General features: G+C 63.0%; 16 protein-coding genes. 3 read left to right on the forward strand and 13 right to left on the reverse strand.

Features of this window, described 5'->3' with window-relative positions; translation table 11 throughout:
* From V6M87_RS00005 to V6M87_RS00030, 6 genes are all read right to left on the reverse strand, one after another.
* Positions 1-404, reverse strand: a 404-nt coding sequence (locus tag V6M87_RS00005) for an IS1/IS1595 family N-terminal zinc-binding domain-containing protein (protein WP_332847668.1), incomplete at its 3' end; no start/stop codon positions are given.
* A 163-nt stretch (positions 405-567) separates the two neighbouring features.
* Complete coding sequence (locus V6M87_RS00010; protein WP_332847669.1) at positions 568-2175, reverse strand: methyl-accepting chemotaxis protein; 1608 nt, start codon at positions 2173-2175, stop codon at positions 568-570.
* A 207-nt stretch (positions 2176-2382) separates the two neighbouring features.
* Entirely contained in the window at positions 2383-3999 is a 1617-nt protein-coding gene (locus V6M87_RS00015) for a methyl-accepting chemotaxis protein (RefSeq protein ID WP_332847670.1), read from the reverse strand.
* Between the two features lie 180 nt (positions 4000-4179).
* Complete coding sequence (locus tag V6M87_RS00020; protein ID WP_332847671.1) at positions 4180-5628, reverse strand: efflux transporter outer membrane subunit; 1449 nt, start codon at positions 5626-5628, stop codon at positions 4180-4182.
* Positions 5629-8784 (reverse strand): efflux RND transporter permease subunit, encoded by a 3156-nt coding sequence (locus V6M87_RS00025; protein WP_332847672.1) that lies wholly within the window; start codon positions 8782-8784, stop codon positions 5629-5631.
* Positions 8785-8802: 18 nt separating this feature from the next.
* The gene (locus V6M87_RS00030) at positions 8803-10011 is read right to left on the reverse strand and encodes an efflux RND transporter periplasmic adaptor subunit (RefSeq protein ID WP_332847673.1); all 1209 of its coding nucleotides are present in this window, start codon (positions 10009-10011) and stop codon (positions 8803-8805) included.
* Positions 10012-10157: 146 nt separating this feature from the next.
* Between V6M87_RS00030 and V6M87_RS00035 the strand changes: the two genes are divergently transcribed.
* Positions 10158-10775 (forward strand): TetR family transcriptional regulator, encoded by a 618-nt coding sequence (locus V6M87_RS00035; protein WP_332847674.1) that lies wholly within the window; start codon positions 10158-10160, stop codon positions 10773-10775.
* On the opposite strand, the gene V6M87_RS00040 is transcribed toward V6M87_RS00035, so the two are convergent.
* From V6M87_RS00040 to V6M87_RS00050, 3 genes are read right to left on the reverse strand one after another with little or no spacing between them, the layout of a single operon-like run.
* Positions 10762-11571 (reverse strand): N-acetylmuramoyl-L-alanine amidase, encoded by an 810-nt coding sequence (locus V6M87_RS00040; protein WP_332847675.1) that lies wholly within the window; start codon positions 11569-11571, stop codon positions 10762-10764. The genes V6M87_RS00035 and V6M87_RS00040 overlap by 14 nt on opposite strands.
* Before the next feature lie 17 nt (positions 11572-11588).
* Positions 11589-12518 carry a transaldolase gene (gene tal / locus V6M87_RS00045; protein WP_332847676.1) on the reverse strand — a complete coding sequence of 310 codons (930 nt, stop codon included), beginning with the start codon at positions 12516-12518 and terminating at the stop codon, positions 11589-11591.
* 23 nt (positions 12519-12541) lie between these two features.
* Complete coding sequence (locus tag V6M87_RS00050) at positions 12542-13042, reverse strand: GAF domain-containing protein (RefSeq protein WP_332847677.1); 501 nt, start codon at positions 13040-13042, stop codon at positions 12542-12544.
* A 212-nt stretch (positions 13043-13254) separates the two neighbouring features.
* Between V6M87_RS00050 and V6M87_RS00055 the strand changes: the two genes are divergently transcribed.
* The gene (locus V6M87_RS00055; RefSeq protein WP_332847678.1) at positions 13255-15477 is read left to right on the forward strand and encodes a putative bifunctional diguanylate cyclase/phosphodiesterase; all 2223 of its coding nucleotides are present in this window, start codon (positions 13255-13257) and stop codon (positions 15475-15477) included.
* Between the two features lie 16 nt (positions 15478-15493).
* Here V6M87_RS00055 and V6M87_RS00060 read toward each other — a convergent pair whose 3' ends face one another.
* Both V6M87_RS00060 and zwf read right to left on the reverse strand, forming a co-directional pair.
* Positions 15494-16348, reverse strand: a complete 855-nt coding sequence (locus V6M87_RS00060) for an SIS domain-containing protein (RefSeq protein ID WP_332847679.1) — start codon at positions 16346-16348, stop codon at positions 15494-15496.
* A 250-nt stretch (positions 16349-16598) separates the two neighbouring features.
* On the reverse strand, positions 16599-18065 hold the full coding sequence (gene zwf, locus V6M87_RS00065; protein WP_332847680.1) for a glucose-6-phosphate dehydrogenase: 1467 nt from the start codon (positions 18063-18065) through the stop codon (positions 16599-16601).
* 347 nt (positions 18066-18412) lie between these two features.
* On the opposite strand from zwf, the gene V6M87_RS00070 reads away from it, so the two are divergent.
* Positions 18413-20014, forward strand: a complete 1602-nt coding sequence (locus V6M87_RS00070) for a methyl-accepting chemotaxis protein (RefSeq protein WP_332847681.1) — start codon at positions 18413-18415, stop codon at positions 20012-20014.
* A gap of 77 nt (positions 20015-20091) precedes the next feature.
* Here V6M87_RS00070 and V6M87_RS00075 read toward each other — a convergent pair whose 3' ends face one another.
* Both V6M87_RS00075 and katG read right to left on the reverse strand, forming a co-directional pair.
* Entirely contained in the window at positions 20092-20520 is a 429-nt protein-coding gene (locus V6M87_RS00075) for an organic hydroperoxide resistance protein (protein WP_332847682.1), read from the reverse strand.
* A gap of 76 nt (positions 20521-20596) precedes the next feature.
* Positions 20597-22843, reverse strand: a complete 2247-nt coding sequence (gene katG, locus V6M87_RS00080) for a catalase/peroxidase HPI (RefSeq protein WP_332847683.1) — start codon at positions 22841-22843, stop codon at positions 20597-20599.
* Positions 22844-22944 lie beyond the last annotated feature (101 nt).

Raw genomic sequence — 22944 nt, forward strand, 5'->3', positions numbered from 1 at the left:
GTCACGGCCAGAAAACGGTGTCGCCAGCGCATGCTGGTGTTCTTGGCCACGTCGAGCCGGGCCGCTGCCTTGCGTACGGTGCGCGAATCGAGCATGCAATCGAGGTAATCGAGCCACTTCGATTTGTGGCGCAGGCGCGCCAACGGCGTGCCGGTCAGCGCGTTGAACGTGCGGCCACAGGCCCGGCATTGGTAGCGCTGCATGTCGTTGACCTGGCCGTGGCGATACAGGATCCGGCTCTGGCAACGAGGGCAGCACAATTTGTCCGCAACGGCTGCCTCGACGATGTCGGTAGCGCGGGCCTTGTCAACGGCATTTTTTAGAACCGACAGCAGCTGCGCGCACTGGTGGCGCGATAACTGGGCAATCTGGCTGAGGAAGGTGTCGAACCTGCAAGCGTCCATGGCGATTCTCCGGCGATGCGTGGTCGAGGTTGGACCTCAGCCGGAGAAATTCGTTCACTCTTCAATATTTAACGAGTACAGCGCCAAAAAATCGGCCCCCTCACGCTCTCTCGCAAGGGGGCCGATGTGCGCGCAGCCTGCCGCTGCCGCAACAGAAAAAACCTTACATCGTCAACGCCGGCGACTTGCGCGCTGCAAGCTGCGGCCGCGCCTGCGCTGCCTGCCCACCCAGCCTGAACCCGGCGGCCGCCTGCGCCAGGCGCGCCGCCTGCTCCTGCATGCTGGCCGCCGCTGCCGCCGCTTGTTCGACCAGCGCCGCATTTTGCTGCGTCACCTGGTCCATCTGCGCAATCGCTTCGTTGACCTGGTCGATCCCGATGCGCTGTTCCTGGCTGGCGCTGGTAATTTCCGACATCATGTCCGTGACGCGCGCCACGCTGGCCACCACGTCGTCCATTGTGATCCCGGCCTGCTGCACCAGGGCCGTGCCGGCATTTACCTGCGTCATCGAGTCGCCGATCAGGGTCTTGATTTCTTTTGCCGCGCCGGCCGAACGCTGAGCCAGGTTGCGCACCTCCGAGGCGACGACCGCGAAGCCGCGGCCTTGCTCGCCGGCCCGTGCCGCTTCCACGGCCGCATTCAAGGCCAGGATATTGGTCTGGAAAGCGATGCCGTCGATCACGCCGATGATGTCGACGATCTTGCGCGCCGATGTATCGATCGAGCGCATGGTATCGACCACGCGCCCGACGATGGCGCCGCCGCGCATGGCCACTTCCGATGCGGTCACGGCCAGGGTGTTGGCCTGGTGCGCGTTGTCGGCATTCTGGCGCACGGTGGAGGTCAGTTCTTCCATCGAGGCGGCCGTTTCTTCGAGCGAACTGGCCTGGTGTTCGGTGCGCGACGACAGGTCCAGGTTGCCCGCAGCAATTTCGCTCGAGGCGGTGGAGATGGCGGTCGTGCCTTGCTGGACTTCCGACACCACGGTCGACAGGGAACCGTTCATGGCCTGCAGCGCACGCATCAGCTTGCCGACTTCGTCCTGCGGATAGCGATGGAAATCGGTACTCAGGTCGCCGCTGGCCACGGTTTCTGCAATGCCCACCGCGGCCACCAGCGGCCGCGTGATCGAGCGTGAAATAAGCCAGGCGCAGATTGCGCTGAGGGCGGCGGCCAGGACGCTGAGCACGATCACCAGGCGTGTGCTCTGCTGGTGCGCCGCGTCGATGCGGATGGCGGTGTCGTCGATCGCCTTGCGCTGCAGGTCGAGCAGTTTGTAGACGGCGCCGCGATAGACTTGCGCGGCAGGTTCGAATTTCTCCACGTAGGCCCGTTCGGCGCCGGCATTGTCGCCGGCCTTGCGCACATCCATCACCACGACCTTGGCATCCTGGTAGACCTTGCGCAGGTCGATGACTTGCTTGAAGAGCGCCTTCTCTTCTTCCGATCTGAGCATGGGCTCGATCTGTTTCAGGGCCTCGCTGGTGCGCGCCACCGACTCGGCCATCGGTTTGGCGAACAGGCCGGCCAGGGTGGCATCGGACGTACGTGCAATCATCGAGGTGCGCGCCACCGCGGTATCGGTGCGGGTGTTCCATTCCGAGACGATGCGTTCCTTCGATAATGGCAGACTCATCATTTCATGGGTCGCCAGCGCATTCGTGCGTGCGCTGTAGAGGGCCGTTCCGGTCGCACACAGGCACAGCACGAGCACGATGGCAAAGCCCAGCGCCAGGCGAATGCCGATCCGGGTGTCGCTCAGCAGCTTCATCGTCTCTCCGATCAAAATTCAAAATAGATAAATCAAAATAGGCCTTTTTTAGGCCGCTGGCAATTTCGTTCAGAAAATTTGTATCCGTAATGCATCAAACTGGCGACAGCAGCGGTGCATCTTCGGCACAAAAAAACGGCCACCCTGCGCTCTCTCGCAGGGTGGCCGACGCGGTGACGGCATGGCGCCGTACGCAAAAGGAAAATCTTACATGGTCAAAGCGGCGCGCTGGCGCGTGGCCGGGCCGGCGCCAAGGTGCGGGCGTGCCGGCGCGGCCAGCGCGCCCAATCTGAATCCCGCGGCCACTCCTGCCAGCCGCGCCGCCTGTTCCTGCATGCTGGCCGCCGCCGCTGCCGATTCTTCGACCAGCGCCGCATTTTGCTGGGTCACCTGGTCCATCTGTGCAATGGCCTGGTTGACCTGGTCGATGCCGATGCGCTGCTCGTTACTGGCGCTGGTAATTTCCGACATCATGTCGGTTACCCGGGCCACGCTCGAGACCACGTCACCCATGGTGGTGCCGGCCTGCTGCACCAGGGCGGTACCGTTATTTACCTGAGTCATCGAGTCGCCGATCAGGGCCTTGATTTCCTTGGCTGCGCCGGCCGAGCGCTGCGCCAGGTTGCGCACTTCCGAGGCAACGACCGCGAAGCCGCGTCCCTGTTCACCCGCGCGCGCCGCTTCCACGGCCGCGTTCAGGGCCAGGATATTGGTCTGGAACGCAATGCCGTCGATCACGCCGATGATGTCGACAATCTTGCGCGCCGACGCGTCGATCGAACCCATGGTGTCGACCACGCGTCCGACAATGGCGCCGCCGCGTACGGCCACTTCCGACGCGGCCTGCGCCAGGCTGTTGGCCTGCGCGGCGTTGTCGGCGTTCTGGCGCACGGTGGAGGTCAGTTCTTCCATCGAGGCAGCGGTTTGTTCCAGTGCACTGGCTTGCTGCTCGGTGCGACCGGACAGGTCGAGGTTGCCGGCGGCGATCTCAGCGGAGACAGTGGAAATGGCGCTGGTGCCTTCCTGCACTTCCGACACCACGGTCGACAGCGAACTGTTCATGGATTGCAGGGCGCGCATCAGGTCGCCCACTTCGTCACGTGGATAGCCGGCAAACCGGGTGCCCAGGTCGCCCGAGGCGACTGTTTCGGCGACCCCCACGGCGGCCGACAGCGGCGCCGTGATCGAGCGGGTGATCAGCCAGGCGCCGAACGTGCCCAGGGCTGCGGCCAGCACGCTGAGAAGTGCGACCAGTTTGGTGCTGCGCGCATCTGCGGCTGCAATCGCGTGGCCGGTGTCGTCGATGGTCTGACGCTGGATTTGCAGCAGGCTCAGTACTTTCGATCCGTAGGCTTTGGCGGCCGGGTCGAACCCTTCCGTGTAGGCTTTTTCGGCCGTCGCCGCGTCACCGGCCTTGCGTGCATTCATCACCTGTACCTTGGCATCCTGGTACTTCTTGCGCAACACCAGAATGCTTTGCAGGGTCTCTTTTTCCTCCGGCGTGCTCAGGAGCACTTCGACCTTCTTCAGGATCGCAGTGGTGTCGGTCACGCTGTCGGCGATCGGTTTTGCGAACACCGTCGACAGGGTCGCGTCACTGCTGCGCGCGATCAGCGACGTGCGCGCGATCGCCGAGTAGGTCAGCACGTACCAGTCGGACACCAGCCGTTCCTTGGCCAGCGGCTGCTCCAGCAACTTCTGGGTCGCTTCGGCACTGCTGCGCGATGTGTACAGCGCGAACGCGGTGCCGGCCAGCGACAGCACCAAAATGGCTGCGAAACCGATTCCCAGGCGTGAGCCGATGCGTAAATTTTTGAGCGCCATGCCTTGTCCCCGTCCATACAATAAAGTTCCGTCAGGAAAGTATGGACCCCTTGAAGCCGAAAGGAAATGGCGAATGAACCACGTGTTGTAATCTCGCACGCTGTCAAAAAACCATGTCATACGGGCGTAAAAAAGCCGGCCCCCATGTTGGCGGGACCGGCTTCCGGTGCGGCTGATTGCTTACTGGCGGCTTGGATTGGTCGTCGTGGCGGCATTCGCGGCCGTGGTGGCGGTGGCCGGCACGGTCCAGCCGCCGCCCAGGACGCGGTACAAGGTGACCTGATTTTGCAGGCGCAGCAAGTTCGCTTCGACCGAGGCGCGCTGCGCGTCGAACAGCGAGCGCTGGGCGTCGAGCAAATCGAGATAGCTGGCCGCGCCATTCCGGTAGCGCAGGTCGGACAGGCCGAAGCGGTCCGATTCCGACCTGGCCACGGCGGTCTGGGCGCGCAGCTGTTCGGTGTAGGTCGACTGGCCGGCGAGTGCATCGGCCACTTCGCGGAACGCGGTCTGGATGCTCTTCTCATACTGGGCCACGGCAATCTCACGCCCGGCTTTGGCGCTGTCCAGGTTGGCCTTGTTACGGCCATAGTCGAAGATCGGCAGGAAGATCCGCGGCGCGAACGTGAAGCCGAACGAGCCGCCCTTGAACAGGCCGTTCAGTTCCGTGCTGGCGCTGCCGCCCGAGCCGGTCAGCGAAATGTTCGGGAAGAAATTGGCGCGGGCTGCGCCGATATTCGCGTTGGCGGCAATCAGCTGTTGCTCGGCCGAGCGCACATCCGGACGCACGGCCAGCAGGTCCGATGGCAGACCGGGCGGCAGTTCGGCCAGCCTGGTTTCGGCCAGCGGCACGCCTTGTGGCAGGGTGTCCGGAATCGGGCCGCCCACCAGCAAGGTCAGGGCGTTGGCGTCCTGGGCACGCTGGCGCAGTTGCTGGGCCAGCACGACACGCGCCTGTTCTACCAGCGACAGGCTCTGGTCCAGGTCCAGCTTGGAAACGATGCCGTTGTCGTACTTCAGCTGCGTCAAACCTTGCGAATCTTCGCGCGTTTTGAGCGTCTGGCGGGTCAGCGCCAGCAGCTCTTCATCGGCCTGGTAGGCCAAATACGTAACGGCAACCTGCGCAATCAGACTGATCTGCGTGGTCTTGCGCGCTTCCTCGGTGGCAAAGAACTGCGCCTGGGCTGCGTTCGACAGCGAGCGCACGCGACCGAAGAAATCCAGCTCGAACGAACTGATCTGCACGCCCGCCTGGTAGGCATCCGCACCCGGCTGGACCTGGCCGGTGGCGCCGACGCCCACCGTCGGCAGCAAATCGGCGCGACGGATGCGGTAGGTCGCACGGGCCTGCTCGATGTTCAGGACCGCCACGCGCAAGTCGCGGTTGTTTTCCAGCGCCAGTGCAATGAGTTGTTGCAGGCGCTGGTCGGCAAAGAAACGCTGCCAGGCGATGCTGGACGCCGCTTCGTTGGTGGCGGCGCTGACCGGCGCCGCGCCGTCCGGCGTCGGCGCTACCGGAAAGCCGGCGGCGACAGGGGCGGCCGGACGCTCGTACTTCGGCGCCAGCGACATGCAACCGGTCAAAACCATGGCCAGAGCCAGTGGTGTCACAATCTTCTTGATGTTTTTCATTTAAATCTTTTCCTCTTGCGGGGCTGGATGTGCGATCTGCGCGTCATGCTTGTGCTCTGCGTCTTTGCTGCCGAATACTTTGCGAACGACCACGTAGAACACAGGGATGAAGATTACACCGAGTGCGGTGGCCGTGATCATGCCGCCCATCACGCCGGTGCCGATGGCACGCTGGCTGGCCGCGCCGGCGCCGCCGGCAATCACCAGTGGCAGCACGCCCAGGATGAATGCCAGTGAGGTCATCAAAATTGGGCGGAAGCGCAAATGGCAGGCTTTGATGGCCGCATCGACTGCCGAGTACCCTTGTTCCTGGAGCTCCTTGGCGAACTCGATGATCAGCACGGCATTCTTGGCGCCCAGGCCGATGATGGTAATCAGGCCGACTTTAAAGTAAATGTCGTTCGGGAAGCCGCGCAGCGATGCTGCCGCCAGTGCGCCCAGCACGCCGAGCGGCACCACCAGCAGCACCGACACCGGAATCGACCAGCTCTCGTACAGCGCGGCGAGCGACAGGAACACTGCCAGCAGCGAGAAGCCGAGCAGGATGAACACGGTCGAGCCCGACAGTTTTTCTTCGCGCGACTGGCCGGTCCATTCGAAGCCGAAACCGGCCGGCAGTTTGGCCGCCAGCATTTCCATTTCGGCCAGTGCATCGCCGGACGAACGGCCCGGCGCGGCGTCGCCGGTCAGGTTCATGGCCGGGTAGCCGTTGTAGCGCGTGGTCTGCATCGGGCCGGTCACCCAGCGTGTTTTGGCAAACGCCGACAGCGGTACCGGATTGCCCTGGTTGTTCATGGCGTTCAGGCGCAGCAAGTCGTCCGGCTGCATGCGGGCATTCGCATCGGCCTGCACGATCACGCGCTGCAGGCGGCCGCCGTTCGGGAAGTCATTGACGTAGCTTGAGCCGAGCGAGGTCGAAATGGCCGTGTTGATGGCGTTGAACGTCACGCCCAGGGCTTGCGCCTTGTCGCGGTCGATGTCGAGCTGCACCTGCGGCGCATCTTCCAGGCCTTCCGGACGCATGCCGGTCAGCACCTTGCTTTGCGAGGCCATGCCGAGCAGCTGGTTGCGGGCGGCCAGCAGGGCGTCGTGGCCTTTACCGCTGCGGTCCTGCAGGCGGAACGAGAAGCCGGTACCGCGGCCCAGCTCCGGAATCGGCGGCGGCGACAGCGCGAAGATGAAGGCATCGCGCAAGCCCATCAGCTTGCCGGTGATGCGGCCGGCCAGGTCGGTGGCGCTGTGGCCGGCGCCCTTGCGCTCGTCCCAGTCTTTCAGCGGGATGAAGGCGAGGCCCATGTTCTGACCCTGACCCGAAAACGAGAAGCCGGTGATGGCGACCAGGTCGGCCACTTCAGGCTGTTTCAGGATGAAGGCTTCGGCCTGTTTCAGGATGGCGTCGGTGCGGGCGGCAGTCGCGCCTGGCGGCAACTGGATATTGGCGATGATGTAACCCTGGTCTTCGTTCGGCACGAACGAGTTCGGCAAGCGGGTGAACATCAGGCCGACCATGCCGAGCACGAGGACGAACGCGATCAGCGCGCGGCCGGTATGGCGCAGCGTCTTGCCGACAAAACCTTCGTAGCGCGTGGCGGTTTTCGAAAAGCCGCGGTTGAACCAGCCGAAGAAACCGCCCTTGGCGTGGTGCGAACCTTTTTCCACCGGTTTCAGGAAGTGCGCGCACAGGGCCGGCGTGAGCGACAGGGCCATGAAGGCCGAGAAGAAGATCGACGACACCATGACGGCCGAGAACTGGCGGTAAATATTGCCGACCGAGCCGGCGAAGAAGGCCAGCGGCACGAACACCGACATCAGCACCACGGTCACGCCGATGATCGCGCCAGAAATCTGGCCCATCGCTTTGCGGGTCGCTTCCAGCGGCGGCAAGCCTTCTTCGGACATGATGCGCTCGACGTTTTCCACCACCACGATCGCATCATCGACGACGATACCGATCACCAGCACCATGCCGAACATGGTCAGCACATTGATCGAGAAGCCCAGCGCCAGCAGCGTGGCCAGCGAACCGAGCAGGGCGATCGGCACGACGATGGTCGGGATGATGGTGTAGCGGAAGTTTTGCAGGAAGATGTACATCACGATGAACACCAGGATGATCGCTTCGATCAGCGTTTCCACCACTTGCTTGATGGAGATCGAGACGAACTTCGAGCTGTCGAACGGGATCGTGTACTTCATACCAGCCGGGAAGTATTTCGACAATTCCTGCATGCGTTCCTTGACCAGCCTGGCCGATTCGAGCGCGTTGCCGGACGGGGCCAGCTGCAGCCCGATACCGGTCGATGGCTTGCCGTTCAGGCGCGCCGAGGTGGCGTAGCTCTGGCCGCCCAGTTCGATGCGGGCGACGTCTTTCAGGCGCACGGTCGAGCCGTCAGAATTGGCGCGCAGCACGATGTTGCCGAACTGTTCGACCGTGCTCAGCTGGCCGGTAACAACCACGGTGGCGGTAATTTCCTGGCCGGCGGCCAGCGGCAGGTCGCCGATGGTGCCGGAGGCGACCTGGGCATTCTGTTGCGAGATCGCCGTGTTGACGTCGGCCGGCGACAGGCGCAAACCGACCAGCTTGGCCGGGTCGATCCAGATGCGCATGGCTTTCTCGGTACCGAACAGCTGGGCGGTACCGATACCCTTGATACGTTGCAGTTCCGGCAGCACGGTGCGCGAGGCGTAGTCGCCCAACGCGATCGGGTCCCACTTCGGATCGGTCGACGACAAAATCGTGAACAGCAGGAAGTTGGCGCGCGATTTGTCCACGCGCACGCCTTGCTGGACCACGGCTGACGGCAGGCGCGGGGTGGCGCGCGACAGGCGGTTCTGCACGTCCACCTGGGCCAGATCGGCATTCGTATTGGTGTCGTAGGACAGGGTGATCGTGCCGGTGCCGTTGGCCTGGCTGGTCGATTCCATGTAGATCAGGCCGGGCGAGCCGTTCATTTCACGTTCGATGACGGAAATGACCGAGTCTTCCAGGGTCTGGGCCGATGCGCCCGGGTAGGCGGCGGTGACGATGATCGACGGTGGCGCCACCGTCGGGTATTGGGCGATCGGCAGCTGGGTGATGGCGACCGCGCCCATCACCATGATGAACAGCGCGATCACCCATGCAAAAACTGGGCGGTCAATGAAGAAACGTGCCATGTATGAATCCTGGTGGTGTTATTTATTGGCAGCTGGCGCGGCGGCTGCGACGGCGGCCGGCGCGGCGGCGGCCGGCGGAGTCCACTGCACCGGTTTTACGGGCGTGCCTGGCGGCAGCATTTGCAGCTTCTGGAAGCCGTCGACCATCACGTTTTCGCCTTCTTTCAGGCCGGACAGGACAACCCAGTTCGACCCCTTCTGCGAACCGATGGTGATCGTGCGCGGGGTGATCTTGCCATCGGCGGATACCACCGACAGGGTATCGCCCTGGTTGCTGCGGGTGACAGCCTGTTGCGGGACCAGGATGCCGGCTGGCAGTTCAGCCTGCGACAGGCGCACGCGCACGTACTGGCCCGGCAGGATCTGGTTGTCCGGGTTCTCGACCTGGGCGCGCAGGTTGACCTGGCCGGTGGTCGGGTCGACCGTCATGTCCGAGAACAGCAGCTTGCCCTTGCGCGCATATTCGGTGCCGTCGTCCAGCAGCACGGTGACGGGAATGGCGGACGATTTGCTGCCGGCGTTCTTGCGCAATTTTTGCAGTTCGGCGGCGGACTGGGTGATGTTCAGATACATGCTGCTGGTTTGCTGGATCAGCGCCAGTTGGGTCGCTTCGCTGGCCGAAACCAGGGCGCCCTCGGTGACCAGGGCGCGCCCGATGCGCCCGGAAATCGGCGCCTGCACGCTGGCATAGCCCGAATTGATCTGGGCAATGCGCACTTGCGCCTTGGCGTTGGCCACGTCGGCTTCGCCTTGCTTCTGGGCGGCGACCACGTTCACATATTCCTGCTTGGACACGGCATTCGCGGCCACCAGCGGCTTGTAGCGGTCGGCCTGGGCTTGTTGCTGGGCCAGGTTGGCCTGGGCTTTGCCGAGTTCAGCCTGCGCACTGTTCAACTGGGCCTGATACGGTTCCGGATCGATCTGGAACAGTGACTGGCCCTGCTTGACTTCACTGCCTTCTTCGAACAGGCGCTTGAGCACCACGCCGTTCACGCGCGCGCGCACCTGGGCCACGCGGATCGCTTCGGCGCGCGCTGGCAATTCGGTTTCCAGGGCAATCGGCTCGACCTTGGTGGTGATCACGCCCACTTCAGGCTGGGGCATCTTGGCGCCGGCGCCAGGCCCGGCGGCATCTTTTTTGTCGCCACAAGCGCTCAGCAGGGCGATGACGGCAATGCTGGCCGCCGCGATTTTTGTCAGAGAAAGGGGAGATTTGGACAAGCGCATTACGGGAAATCCTTCAGTTTATAACGAAGCATCAGCGCCGTCCGCCGTTGGGGCGGGGCGCTGTCGTCGCGGGCTTTTGTGAATTTCGGGATATACTATCACGAGTGTATGTTTATAGTTGCAAGCAATCAAAGTTTGGAGTAACGATGGCCCGCAGGACGAAGGAAGATGCAGCGGCCACCCGCGACAGCATCCTGGATGCAGCTGAACAGTTATTTGTCCGGCAAGGTGTCTCCCGTACGACGTTGCAGCATATCGCAAGCGCCGCCGGGGTGACGCGCGGTGCGATTTACTGGCATTTTGACGATAAGGCGGTGCTGTTCAACGCCATGATGGACCGCGCCAAGTTGCCAATGCGCGCTGCGCTGGACGAATTGACGGCGTCCAATGGCGATGATCCTCTCGCAGAGTTACACCAGTATTGCATGCGCGTTTTATCGGAAACGGTGAGCAATCCGCAGGCGCGCCGGGTGTTTGAAATTGCCGTGCTGAAAATGGAATTTGTCGACGAGCTCGACGCCGTGCGGGCGCGCCGCACCGAGCACATGGCCGAATGGATGGCGCTGGCCGAAAGCCGGGTCGCCTCGGCGCTGGCGCGCGGCCAGGTGCGCCCCGACGTCAACCCGCGCACGCTGGCGCTGGGCCTGTGGGTCATCATCGATGGCTTGATCCGCAACTGGCTGTTCGATCCGCAGGCCTTCGATCTGGAACAATTAGGGCGGGCATTGATTACGCCGCAGATTGCAGCGATCAGAGTGGGGTGAGTTGCTTCACGCTCATCGGTGTATCGAGCAAGCCGGCCGATTCGGCATCCATCTCGCCGTCGATCTTCAACGGCCGGTATCTGGTCTGGTAAGCAATCAGGACGTTCCGGCTGGCCTCGCTCCACACCCCGTCCTGCGGCACCACGTAACCGATTGCCGCCAGTTTTTTCTGGAACCACGCCGCATCCGGCAGCTGGCCGCCAAAGCCGCGCGCCTTATCGGCGGCTAGCTGGCGATCCGGCCACGCCACCAGACCTGCATCGACCAGCCGCTGCCACGGAAACAGCGCGCCGGGATCCTGCTTGCGTTGCGGCGCCACGTCGCTATGGCCGAGGATGTTTTCCGGGGCGATATGGTGGCGCTTGACGATGTCGGCAATCAGGGGCAGCAGGACCGCCATTTGCGCGTCGGGAAAGGCGAACCACTGCTTGCCACCGGGGCCGTCGATCCAGCCGCGGTTGACGATCTCGATACCGATCGAGGTATTGTTGATGGCGCGGTCGGCCTTCCAGCCGCCGCCCAAGCCGGCATGCCAGGCATTCCGGCTTTCATCGACCAGGCCGTAGATCTTCGGTTGCGCACCGTCGGTGACGAGGTAGTGGATACTGGCGCGCACGTCGGTTTGACCCGTGAACTCCTTGAGCGATGCCTGGTTGTCGAACACGGTGTAGTGCAGGACCAGATACTTCACGCGACTGTCCTGGTCGCGTGTCGTATACGTCCGGTCGACCGCCGGCCCGCTGCTGCAACTGGCCAACAGGAACAATCCAATCAGTGTGGCCAGGTGCTTCTGCATGGTGTGCTTTCGTCGAATTAACGCATGCCCGAGATGATCTGTTTCAGCTTGCCGGCATCGGCGCAGAAGGCGCGGATGCCCTCGGCCAGTTTTTCGGTGGCCATCGCGTCTTCGTTCATCATGAAGCGGAAGGTTTTTTCGTCGATACTCACGCGCTCGACCGGCGTGCCGCTACCGGCACTGAGCTTGCGCTCGATCGGGGCGTCTTTATCGGCCAGCTGCTGCAGCAAGTCCGGCGAAATGGTCAGCAAATCGCAGCCGGCCAGTTCCGTGATCTGGTCAATATTGCGGAAGCTCGCGCCCATCACTTCGGTCTGATAGCCGAATTTGCGGTAGTACTGGTAAATGCGTTTTACCGACAGCACGCCCGGATCCTGCGCGCCCGTGTAATCGATGCCGGTCGATTTTTTGTACCAGTCGTAGATGCGGCCGACGAAGGGGGAAATCAGTTTCACGTTCGCTTCGGCACAGGCGATCGCTTGCGGCAAGGCGAACAGCAGGGTCAGGTTGCAGTGGATACCTTCCTGTTCCAGGACTTCGGCGGCGCGGATGCCTTCCCAGGTCGCTGCGATCTTGATCAGCACGCGCTCGCGGGCGATGCCGGCCGCTTCGTACAGCGCGATCAATTCACGGCCCTTGGCGATATTCGCGGCAGTGTCGAACGACAGGGCGGCGTCGATTTCGGTCGATACCCGGCCCGGGATGATTTTCAAAATTTCCACACCAAACGCGATCAGCAATTTGTCGATCACGACGCCGGTCGATGCGCCCGCGTTGTCGCGCACGGCCTTGGCCAGCAGTGGCTTGTATTCTTCTTTCTGGACCGCTTTCAAAATCAGCGACGGGTTGGTGGTGGCGTCGCGCGGCGTGTAGGCCTGGATCGACTGGAAGTCGCCGGTATCGGCCACCACGGTGGTGAATTGCTTGAGTTGTTCGAGTTGGTTCATCAGGTGTCTCGGTGATGGGTTATTCAGGTGCAGTCGGTGGCGGCGAGGAAGGCACCGATCATGGCTTCCAGGCCGGCCTGGTCTGCCAGTGTAAAACGTTCCAGGGTAGGGCTGTCAATGTCAAATACGCCCACCAGTTTGCCATTCTGGACCAGCGGAATGACGATCTCGGCATTCGAGGCTGAATCGCAGGCGATGTGGCCGGGGAACGCGTGCACGTCGGGGACCAGGATGGTTGCGCGGGTCGAGGCTGCCGCGCCACAGACACCGCGTCCGAACGGAATGCGCGCGCAGGCGACCTTGCCCTGGAACGGGCCGACCAGCAATTCCTCGCCGGTGCCAGCCTTGTTCGGGCGGGCCAGATAAAAGCCGGCCCAGTTCAGGTCGGCAATGGTGTCGTAGACGAAGGCGGAAAACTGGGAGGCGTTGGCGACCAGGTCACGTTCGCCTTCGAGAATGCTGGCCACTTGCTTGACTAACATGGCGTAATCGGGACGGGCACTGGCTGCGGGCAGGATATGCATGGATCTGGTGTGGTGGGCAAAAAAACCATTTTAGCCGATCTGCCTTGCCTTGATCCATCGGGTTCGAGAGCGCGCCCGGTCCGCATGGCGAGCGCCAGCTGCGCGGCCTTGCACGCGCATGCCGTGCTAGTATTTATCGACCTGCAGGCGGTGGGAAAAGAGCGGCTTGCGAAGCGCTCGCGCAGGCGCCGGATTCAAGAGGGTGGCAAATTTTGGTCGAGCACAGAAACGCAACGCCGTACCAGCCGGCCACGGTATGGCTGATCACCTGTTTGATCATCCTCGTGCTCGGCCTTGCCACGGGCGCCATCCTGTACCTCAGTTATGTGGATACCCAGCGCCAGCAGAAAAACAATCTGCTCAATATTGCCACCGCGCTGTCCGCGCAAACCGCGACCGTCGCCCAGGCAGTGAACCGCAACCTGCGCCAGGTGAACCGCATGTACCTCGCCCGCGAAGACCGAAAGTTGACGTTCGTTTTTCCGGCGCAAGAGCGCGACGCGCCCGACCCCTTGCTGATCGATGTGGTGCTGTATGACCTGCGTGGACAACTTGTCGGCTATTCCGTGCCAGCGCGCGCCAATGTCAGAGCGCAAGCGGCGCCGCTGCCGGGTAGCGCGGGCTTGTCGATCACGGATGTCGATCCCAAAACGGGAACCAGCCTGATGCGCATCGAACGGCCCTTGCTCGATGATGATGGCAGCGTCATCGGGACCATCGTGGGCCGGCTCGACTCCACCAGGCTGGGCCGGCTGTATTCGCTCATCAGCCTCGGTCGCGGCGGCTCGGTGACGCTGTTCCGGCGCGACGGTTTGCTGCTCATCCGCGGCCCGGCCTTTCCCGCCATGATCGGCCGCTCGTTTGGCAACACACCCTTGTTTACAAAGGTGTTGCCGGCGGCCGAGCGCGGCGTGTTCGAGGGTACCAGCCCGCTCGATGGCCAGGACAGATTGTATGGCTACGCGGCGGTCGAGGGTTTTCCGCTGTTGATCGTCACCGGGATGAACCGTGATGTCGCGATGGTAACCTGGTACGAGCGCCTCTGGATCTCGGTCATATTCTATGCGCTGGTCTTGCTGGGCCTGGTCTACTTTGCCTGGCGCGTCAGCCGCGATGCGCGCGAACAGTCACGGCTGATCGCACGCATGGCTTATCTGGCCGATTACGATGCACTCACGGGCTTGCCGAACCAGCCGAGTTTCTGGCGCGGGTTCGAACAGGCCATCGAGCGCGCCGGCGCCGGGGGGTATTCGGTGGCGATTATCGTGCTGCAGCTCGAACGTCTGCATGAAATTATCGACTTGCTGGGGCAGGGCACGGGAAATCGTGCGCTGTCCACCGTGGGCGCCATTTTGGCGGGCCATCTCAGGCCCGGCGTCACGCTGGCGCGGGTGCGTGGCTCGGAATTCGCCTTTCTGGTGTCGTTGCATGAGCGCGGCATCGATCTTGCCGCCTATGCCACCACCTTGTTCGAGGCATTGTCGCACCCCGTTTCACTGGAACGGCGCGAGTTTTACCTGGCCCCTTTTTTTGGCATTGCCGTGTACCCGCAGGATGGTGGCAGCGCCGACGAGTTGTACCGCAGCGCACAAAGCGCCTCGCATCCCGGCGACAACGGCGCGCACGACGCCATCCAGTTTTATTCGGGCCATGTGCAGGTCGACATGAATTACCGCCTGGCGCTCGAGGCCGAGTTGCGCCAGGCGCTGGCGCGGGGCGAAATGCGGCTGGTGTTCCAGCCGAAGGTCACGGTCGCCGCCTCGCAGATCGTGGGTGTCGAGGCCTTGCTGCGCTGGACCAATAAGGTGCTGGGCGAGGTTTCTCCGGCCGACTTCATCCCGGTCGCCGAGCACTCAGGCTTGATCGTGTCGATCGGTGCCTGGGTGCTGGAAGAAGCTTGCCGCGTGCTGGCGCAATTGCAGCGCGCGTCAGCACGCCCATGCACGATGGCGGTCAACCTGTCACCGCGCCAGCTGCACCAGAAAGACCTGCTCGACATGATCGAAGGCTGCATGCGCCGGCATGGCATCGGCAAGGACATGCTGGAACTGGAAATCACGGAGACGGCGCTGATGAGCCGTGAGGATGTGGTCGATGTGCTGCTGCAGCGCATCCGCGACCTGGGCGTCACCTTGTCGATCGACGACTTCGGTACCGGCTATTCCAGCCTGGCCTACCTGAAAAGGTTTCCCGTCCAGCGCCTGAAGGTTGACCGGGCCTTCGTGCGCGACCTGGGACAGGACGACGACAGCGCCGTGATTGCCATGTCCATCATGAACCTGGCGCGCGGCCTGCGCATGAAGGTGGTTGCCGAAGGCGTGGAAGATGCCGCGCAGCTGGCGATTCTGACGACCATGGGCTGCGACGAATACCAGGGGTTTTATTTCAGCCGTCCCATCGAGCAGGCCGCGCTGGAGGCTTTGCTGGCCGCCTAAAAGCCGCTGCGGCCGCTCAGCCGATGAAGGAATCGAACTGCATGTCGAATTCCTGCAGCGCCTTCTGGGCATTCTGCATTTTCTTGCGGAACTCCGGGCCGCGCTGCAGCGCCAGGCCGACGGCCAGCACGTCGATGACGACCAGGTAAGCCAGGCGCGCCGAGATCGGCGTGTACGGATCGGTATTGAACACCAGGTCGATCGGGATGAGTACCGTGGCCAGGTCGGCCAGCGGCGTGCCGGACGGCGCCAGCACGATGATGTCGGCGCCGCCGCGGCGCGCCAGTTTCACCGACCGCACCAGTGCCGGGCTGTTGCCGCGCTGCGAGATGGCAACCACCGCGTCGCCTGCGCGCAACAGGGCGGCGGCAATGCTGTGGATGTTGGGGTCGGCGTAGGCGACGGTCGGTACACCCGAGCGGAAAAATTTGTGCTGGGCGTCGGCGGCGACGATGCCGGACGTGCCCTGGCCATAAAACTCGATCTTGTTGGCGCGCGCGAGAATGTCGAGGGCCGCCTGGATGGTTTCAGGGTGCAGGTTGTTGCGCAGGTCGAGCAGGGTGTTGATGGAGCGGCTGCAGATTTTATTCACCAGGTCGGCGGCCAGGTCATCTTGCGATGGTTGCTCGCTGGCGCCGGGCAGCGCCAGCGCCAGGCCCTGCGCCAGTTTCAGCTTGAATTCGTGCCAGCCGTCGTAGCCGAGGGTACGGCAGAAGCGCACCACCGTGGGTTCCGACACCTGCGCGCTTCTGGCGAGCGCGGTGATGTTCTGGCTGACGGTCGCCGATGGCTTTTCCAGCACGGCGATGGCGACCTTGCGCTCGGATTTGGAGAGCGAGTCGAGCTGGGTGCGGATGGAGTCAAGCAGCACGGGACGTCCTTCTATCCACCACCATCAAGACCGTCATCCCGGCGAAGGCCGGGACCCATATCACCTGACCGAAGTCGTGCTGCATGCATGCCATGGGTCCCCGCCTGCGCGGGGATGACGGTTTTAACGTTGACAGGAAAGGACGCATTGCTAGTCTTCAGGTAGTGGTGGAGCGGGAGTTTCGTGGTGCACAGCACCGCGCCTGCGAAACGGCCTGGCCTTGCAAGGCCAGGCTCCTTGCGCTCCTGACTTAGTCTTCAGGGAGCGCTTCTTCACGCCACTGCAGCCCGTCGCGCCCGATCAGCGCCGACGACGAGGCCGGCCCCCAGGTGCCGGACGTGTACGGCACCGGTGCGCTGTCCGCCTGTTCCCAGTGATCCAGAATCGGCTCGACCCATTCCCACGCAGCTTCCAGCTCGTCGCCGCGCATGAACAGGGTCAGCTGGCCGCGCAGCACGTCGAGCAGCAAGCGCTCGTAGGCTTCCATGCGCGGCGTTTTGAACTGTTCGTTGAAGTCCAGCTCCAGCTCGGCTTGCTTCAAGCGCATGCTGTCGCCCGGCGTCTTGGCCATCAGGTTCAGCGATAAACCCTCGTCCGGTTGCAAACGAATCACCAGGCTATTGGGCTGGAAGCTCGAGGTTGGCTGGTTGAAAATCGAATGCGGGATCGGTTTGAAGCGCACCACGATTTCGGCCAGGCGGTCGGCCATGCGCTTGCCGGTACGCAGGTAGAACGGCACGCCGGCCCAGCGCCAGGTGTCGATTTCGGCTTTCAGCGCAACGAAGGTTTCGGTGTGCGAGTGCTGCGGCGCATCCGGTTCGTCACGGTAGCTCGGTACCGGCTGGCCGTCGACGTGGCCGGCACGGTACTGGCCGCGTACGATGTTTTGCGCCAGCGTCGTCGGGGTGAATTTTTTGAGCGAGCGCAGTACTTGCAGCTTGGCGTCGCGCACGGCGTCCGGCGCGATCGAGGTCGGCGGCTCCATCGCCACGATGCACAGCAGTTGCAGCAAGTGGTTCTGCAGCATGTCGCGCAGGGCGCCGGAGTTGTCGTAGTAGCCGAGGCGGTTACCCACGCCAATTTTCTCGGCGATGGTGATCTGTACGTCGGAGATCCATTCCCGGCGCCAAAGCGGCTCGAACAGGATATTCCCGAAGCGCAGCGCCAGCAGGTTCTGCACGGTTTCTTTACCGAGGTAGTGGTCGATCCGGTAGATCTGCGACTCGGCAAAGACCTTGCCCACTTCGGCGTTGATCTGCTTGGCGCTGGCCAGGTCGCGGCCCAGCGGTTTTTCGAGCACGACGCGCGAGTTCGGCGTGACCAGTCCCGCTTCCTTCAGGTTGTCGCAGATTTTGGCGAACAGGTGCGCCGGCGTGGCGAGGTAGAACACGCGCGTGAGCGTGTCGTCCTTGCGCATGGTGTCGACCAGCGGGCCATAGGTTTTGACATCGGTCGCGTTCAGGGACACATACAGAATGCGCTCTGCAAAGCTGTCCCAGCGCTCGTCGATCTTGGACTTGATATGGGGCTTGGAATCTTTGTCGACATTCGCCAGGAATTCTTCACGGGTCCATTCGTGGCGGCCTACGCAGATGATGCGTGCGCCCGGCGGCAAGTCGTTCGCGACGTGGCGCGCATACATAGCCGGCAACAATTTACGCATAGACAGGTCACCGCTGCCGCCAAAAAGAACAAGGTCAAAATCGTTAAGTGCCATAGGAGAAGCTTCGCAAAAGAAGTGGGTGGTAGCGTCAATGTAAATTTACTACACGAATATTGAATACGCAAGAAAATTTACTACGGATTTGTCGGGTCGACCGGGTCTGCAAACCGGGTCTGTAAGCTTATCGTGCCACATTTGGCATGGTCGGGCGGGCGCTCCCGTGCGGCCCTGCGTGGAAGGGGGTGGAGTTTCGGTTCAAATTCAGCAAATTCACAACATTCTCTTGCGATTATGCAATTAAAATATGACGCAATCGTGAAATTTGCGTATTTGCTTCTATACTACTTTCTCCACGGACACTTCCATCGCGCGTCGCGCGTCTTACTTGGGGAAAGCAGAATATGCGCATTAATTTACCTGTCACGAACATCGAACGTGTGATCCGGGAAGGCGAATCGATCGTCTCCAAGACGGATTTGCAAGGCAATATCGTCTACGCGAATCCGTGTTTCATCGACGTCAGCGGTTACACGGAAGAGGAACTGATCGGTGCACCGCAGAATATCTTGCGCCACCCCGACATGCCGGCCGCCGCATTCGCCGACATGTGGGGCACCCTCAAGCAAGGCTTGCCGTGGACGGGTCTGGTCAAGAACCGCTGCAAGGATGGCGGCTTCTACTGGATCCGGGCAAACGTGACGCCGGTGCGCGAACAGGGGCGGGTAGTCGGCTATATGTCGGTGCGCACCCGGGTGGCGCCGGCAACCATTGCCGCCACCGAGCAGGCCTACCGCCTGATTCGTGAAGGCAAGGCGAGCGGGATCCGCCTGCATCGCGGCGCCGTCGTGAAAACCGGCGTGGCGGGCTGGAGCGCGCGCCTGGGCGCCTGGAGCCTGGACCGGAAAGTCGGCCTGGCCGTGGTCACGGTGTCGCTGGCCAGCATCGCGCTGGCGGTGGCGGCCGTGCAGGCCGGCGTGAACAGCACCTTCGCGATCGGCGTCGCGCTGCTGGCAGTGGGCGTGCTGATGACGCTGTGGTCCAGCGTGCATGGCAGCGTGGTGATGCCGCTGCAACGCGCCATTACCGTGGCCCGGGCCATTGCGGCAGGCGACCTGTCGAGCAAGTTCGAAACCACCAGCCAGAACGACGTCGGCCAGCTGCTGCAAGCGCTGCAGCAGATGAACGTCAACCTGACCGCGATCATCGGCGACGTGCACGCGAACGTGACGGCGATCCAGTCGGGCACGCGTGAAATTTCGAATGGCAATATGGACCTGTCGGGCCGCACCGAGACCCAGGCCAGCAGCCTGGAACAGACCGCCGCCAGCATGGAACAGTTTGCCGCGACGGTTAAACAGAATGCCGATTCGGCGCTGGAAGGCAGCCAGCTGGCGTCGCAGGCCTCGACCGTCGCCCGCGACGGCAGCGGCACCGTCAGCGCACTGGTCAGCACCATGGAGCAGATCCAGGCGTCGTCGCAAAAAATCGTCGAGATCGTGTCCCTGATCGACGGTATCGCTTTCCAGACCAATATCCTCGCGCTTAACGCGGCCGTGGAAGCGGCACGCGCCGGCGAGCAGGGCCGCGGTTTTGCGGTGGTGGCCAGCGAAGTGCGTCAACTGGCGCACCGCTCGGCCAGTGCGGCGGCCGACGTCAAGAAGCTGATCGATTCCTCGGCCGCCAGCATCCGCGAGGGCACCACCTTCGCCGGACGCGCCGGCGCCACCATGGGCAACGTGCTGCAATCGGTCGAAGACGTGACCGCCATCATGGCGCAGATTTCCTCGGCCTCGCGCGAACAGAGCATCGGCATCGAACAGGTCAACCAGGCCATCATGCAGATGGACCAGGTGACCCAGCAAAACGCCGCGCTGGTGGAAGAGTCAGCCGCCGCGGCGGGGGTGCTCGATGCCCAGGCTGTGCAGCTCTCGCGTGCGGTGAGTGTGTTCCAGGTCGGCCAGGGACAGACTGCCCCAAAGTCGCGCGTGCGCCTGGCCGCGTAAGCGTCGGGCAAAAAAAACCCGGCAGGTCGCCGGGTAGTCAGGTACGGGCCGCGGCCCGTACCGGTAAAACATAAAACTTATACGGTCACGTTCAGACGCACGTCGATATTGCCTTTGGTGGCGTTCGAGTAAGGGCAGACGATGTGCGCCTTGTCGACCAGCTCCTGCAGCTGGGCCTGGTCCATGCCTGGGCCATTCACGGTCAGGTCGACTTCGATCGAGAAGCCGGTCGGTACCTGGCCGATGCCCACTTCCGCGGTGATGTTCAGGTCCGCTGGCAGCGTGACCTTGGCCTGGCCTGCAACGAATTTCAGCGCGCCGATGAAGCAGGCCGAGTAGCCGGCAGCGAACAGCTGCTCGGGATTGGTACCGACCGCGCCGGCGCCGCCGAGTTCTTTCGGTGTCGTCAGTTTCAGGTCGAGCACGCCATCGCTGCTTTTCGACGTGCCTTCACGGCCGCCGGTCGAGGTGGCTTTTGCGCGGTACAGGACTTTTTCGATGCTCATAAAATTACTCCATATTGTTATGTGAGGTAGTCCGGCATCGCGACGACGCCGGACAGGTCCATCAGATTACCGGATTTCAGGCTTTTACGTCGAAGCGGTCCAGATTCATCACCTTCGTCCAGGCCGCCACGAAGTCGCGCACGAAGGCCGGCACTGCATCGGCACTGGCATACACCTCGGCAATTGCGCGTAGCTGGGCGTGCGAGCCGATGATCATGTCAACCCGCGACGCGGTCCATTTCGCCTTGCCGGTCTTGCGGTCGCGCCCGGCAAACCGGTCGACTGTGGTCGACACCGGGATCCATTGCGTGTTCATGTCGAGCAGTTCGACGAAGAAGTCGTTGGTGAGCGCGCCCGGCTGTTTGGTGAGCACGCCATCCTGGCTGTCGCCCACGTTCGCGCCCAGAACGCGCAAGCCACCGATCAGCACCGTCATTTCCGGCGCGGTCAAGGTCAGCAACTGGGCCCGGTCGATCAGCAGCGCCTCGGCCGGCACGCTGTAGCGCGTCTTCTGGTAATTCCGGAAGCCGTCGGCTATCGGTTCGAGCGGCTCGAACGAGTGCACGTCGGTGTGCTTCTGCGTTGCATCGGTGCGCCCTGGCGTGAACGGCACGGTGATGTCGTGGCCGGCCTTTTTGGCGGCCTGCTCGACGCCAGCATTACCTGCCAACACAATCAGGTCGGCCAGCGATACCTGTTTGGCGCCGCGATTGAAGTCGGCAGCGATCGCTTCGAGTTTCTGCAGCACGCTCGCGAGTTGTTCCGGCTGGTTGACGGCCCAGTCCTTCTGCGGCGCCAGGCGGATGCGCGCGCCGTTTGCGCCACCACGCTTGTCGGAGCCGCGGAAGGTCGAGGCCGAGGCCCATGCGGTCGACACCAGTTGCGCCACCGTCAGGCCGGAGGCCAGCACGCGTTCCTTCAAGGCGGCCGCGTCCTGCGCGTCGATCAGGGCGTGCCCGGCGGCAGGCACCGGGTCTTGCCAGAGCAGGATTTCGGCTGGCACTTCTGGACCGAGATAGCGCGCACGCGGGCCCATGTCACGGTGGGTCAGCTTGAACCAGGCGCGCGCAAAGGCGTCGGCAAACTGGTCCGGGTTCTCGAAATAATGGCGCGAGATTTTGGCGTAGGCCGGGTCCATGCGCAGCGCCAGGTCGGTGGTCAGCATGGTCGGACGATGGCGTTTCGACGGGTCGTGTGCATCGGGAATCAGGCCATCGCCGCCTTTGGCCACCCACTGGTGGCCGCCGGCCGGGCTTTTCGTCAGTTCCCACTCGAAGCCGAACAGGTTCTCGAAGTAGTTGTTGCTCCACTGCGTAGGCGTTGACGTCCAGGTCACTTCCAGGCCGCTGGAAATGGTGTCGCCGCCCTTGCCGGTGCCGTAGCTGTTGGCCCAGCCGAGGCCCTGCGCTTCGATGCCGGCCGCTTCCGGTTCGTGCGAGACGTGCTCGGCCGACGCGGCGCCATGGGTCTTGCCGAAGGTGTGGCCGCCGGCGATGAGCGCGACGGTTTCTTCGTCGTTCATGGCCATACGGGCGAAGGTGTCGCGGATATCGATGGCGGAGGCGAGCGGGTCGGGCTTGCCGTCCGGGCCTTCCGGGTTCACGTAGATCAGGCCCATCTGGACAGCCGCCAGCGGGTTTTCCAGGTCGCGGGTATGCGGCGCCTGGCTGTCGTCGTCTTTCGGCAGGACAGCGTGGTCGGTCTCGACGCCGGGCGAGCCCTGTGAATACCGCACGTCGCCGGCCAGCCATTTGTTTTCACGGCCCCAGTACACGTCCTGGTCCGGTTCCCAGGTGTCGGCACGCCCGCCCGCGAAGCCGAAGGTTTTAAAACCCATGCTTTCCAGTGCCACATTGCCGGTCAGGATGTACAGGTCGGCCCAGGAGATTTTATTGCCGTATTTTTGCTTGATCGGCCACAGCAGGCGGCGCGCCTTGTCCAGGTTGACGTTGTCCGGCCAGCTGTTCAGGGGTGCGAAACGTTGCTGGCCGCGCCCGGCGCCGCCACGACCGTCGCCGGTGCGGTAGGTACCGGCGCTGTGCCAGGCCAGGCGCACGAACAGGCCGCCGTAGTGGCCAAAATCGGCCGGCCACCAGTCCTGCGAATCGGTCATCAGGGCGGTCAGGTCTTGTTTGAGGGCAGGCAGGTCGAGGGTAGAGAACGCTTCGGCGTAGTTGAAGTCCTGGCCCATCGGGTTGGATTTGGACGAATGCTGTTGCAGGAGATCCAGACGCAATTGTTGGGGCCACCAGTCACGGTTCGTCGTGCCGACGCCTGCGGCCGCGCTGAAAGGACACTTCGCTGCGGTGTTTTCGGTTGTCATGGTGTGATCCTGTCTCGGTATGGTTGAAATCGATGGAAGCGGTGGCGCGCGGCACGGCCGCGAGCACACCTCCCGAGCTCAGTATAGGGATGCATGCAGAA

This window comes from Massilia sp. S19_KUP03_FR1 (genome assembly GCF_036688685.1).
Classification (GTDB): domain Bacteria; phylum Pseudomonadota; class Gammaproteobacteria; order Burkholderiales; family Burkholderiaceae_D; genus JALYUM01.

Bases quoted from the DNA above. Each gene is read 5' to 3' on its own strand.
- V6M87_RS00010 (WP_332847669.1), bottom strand. From the start codon at position 2,175: ATGAAGCTGCTGAGCGACACCCGGATCGGCATTCGCCTGGCGCTGGGC.
- V6M87_RS00015 (WP_332847670.1), bottom strand. From the start codon at position 3,999: ATGGCGCTCAAAAATTTACGCATCGGCTCACGCCTGGGAATCGGTTTC.
- V6M87_RS00020 (WP_332847671.1), bottom strand. From the start codon at position 5,628: ATGAAAAACATCAAGAAGATTGTGACACCACTGGCTCTGGCCATGGTT.
- V6M87_RS00025 (WP_332847672.1), bottom strand. From the start codon at position 8,784: ATGGCACGTTTCTTCATTGACCGCCCAGTTTTTGCATGGGTGATCGCG.
- V6M87_RS00030 (WP_332847673.1), bottom strand. From the start codon at position 10,011: ATGCGCTTGTCCAAATCTCCCCTTTCTCTGACAAAAATCGCGGCGGCC.
- V6M87_RS00035 (WP_332847674.1), top strand. From the start codon at position 10,158: ATGGCCCGCAGGACGAAGGAAGATGCAGCGGCCACCCGCGACAGCATC.
- V6M87_RS00040 (WP_332847675.1), bottom strand. From the start codon at position 11,571: ATGCAGAAGCACCTGGCCACACTGATTGGATTGTTCCTGTTGGCCAGT.
- tal (WP_332847676.1), bottom strand. From the start codon at position 12,518: ATGAACCAACTCGAACAACTCAAGCAATTCACCACCGTGGTGGCCGAT.
- V6M87_RS00050 (WP_332847677.1), bottom strand. From the start codon at position 13,042: ATGCATATCCTGCCCGCAGCCAGTGCCCGTCCCGATTACGCCATGTTA.
- zwf (WP_332847680.1), bottom strand. From the start codon at position 18,065: ATGGCACTTAACGATTTTGACCTTGTTCTTTTTGGCGGCAGCGGTGAC.
- V6M87_RS00070 (WP_332847681.1), top strand. From the start codon at position 18,413: ATGCGCATTAATTTACCTGTCACGAACATCGAACGTGTGATCCGGGAA.
- V6M87_RS00075 (WP_332847682.1), bottom strand. From the start codon at position 20,520: ATGAGCATCGAAAAAGTCCTGTACCGCGCAAAAGCCACCTCGACCGGC.
- katG (WP_332847683.1), bottom strand. From the start codon at position 22,843: ATGACAACCGAAAACACCGCAGCGAAGTGTCCTTTCAGCGCGGCCGCA.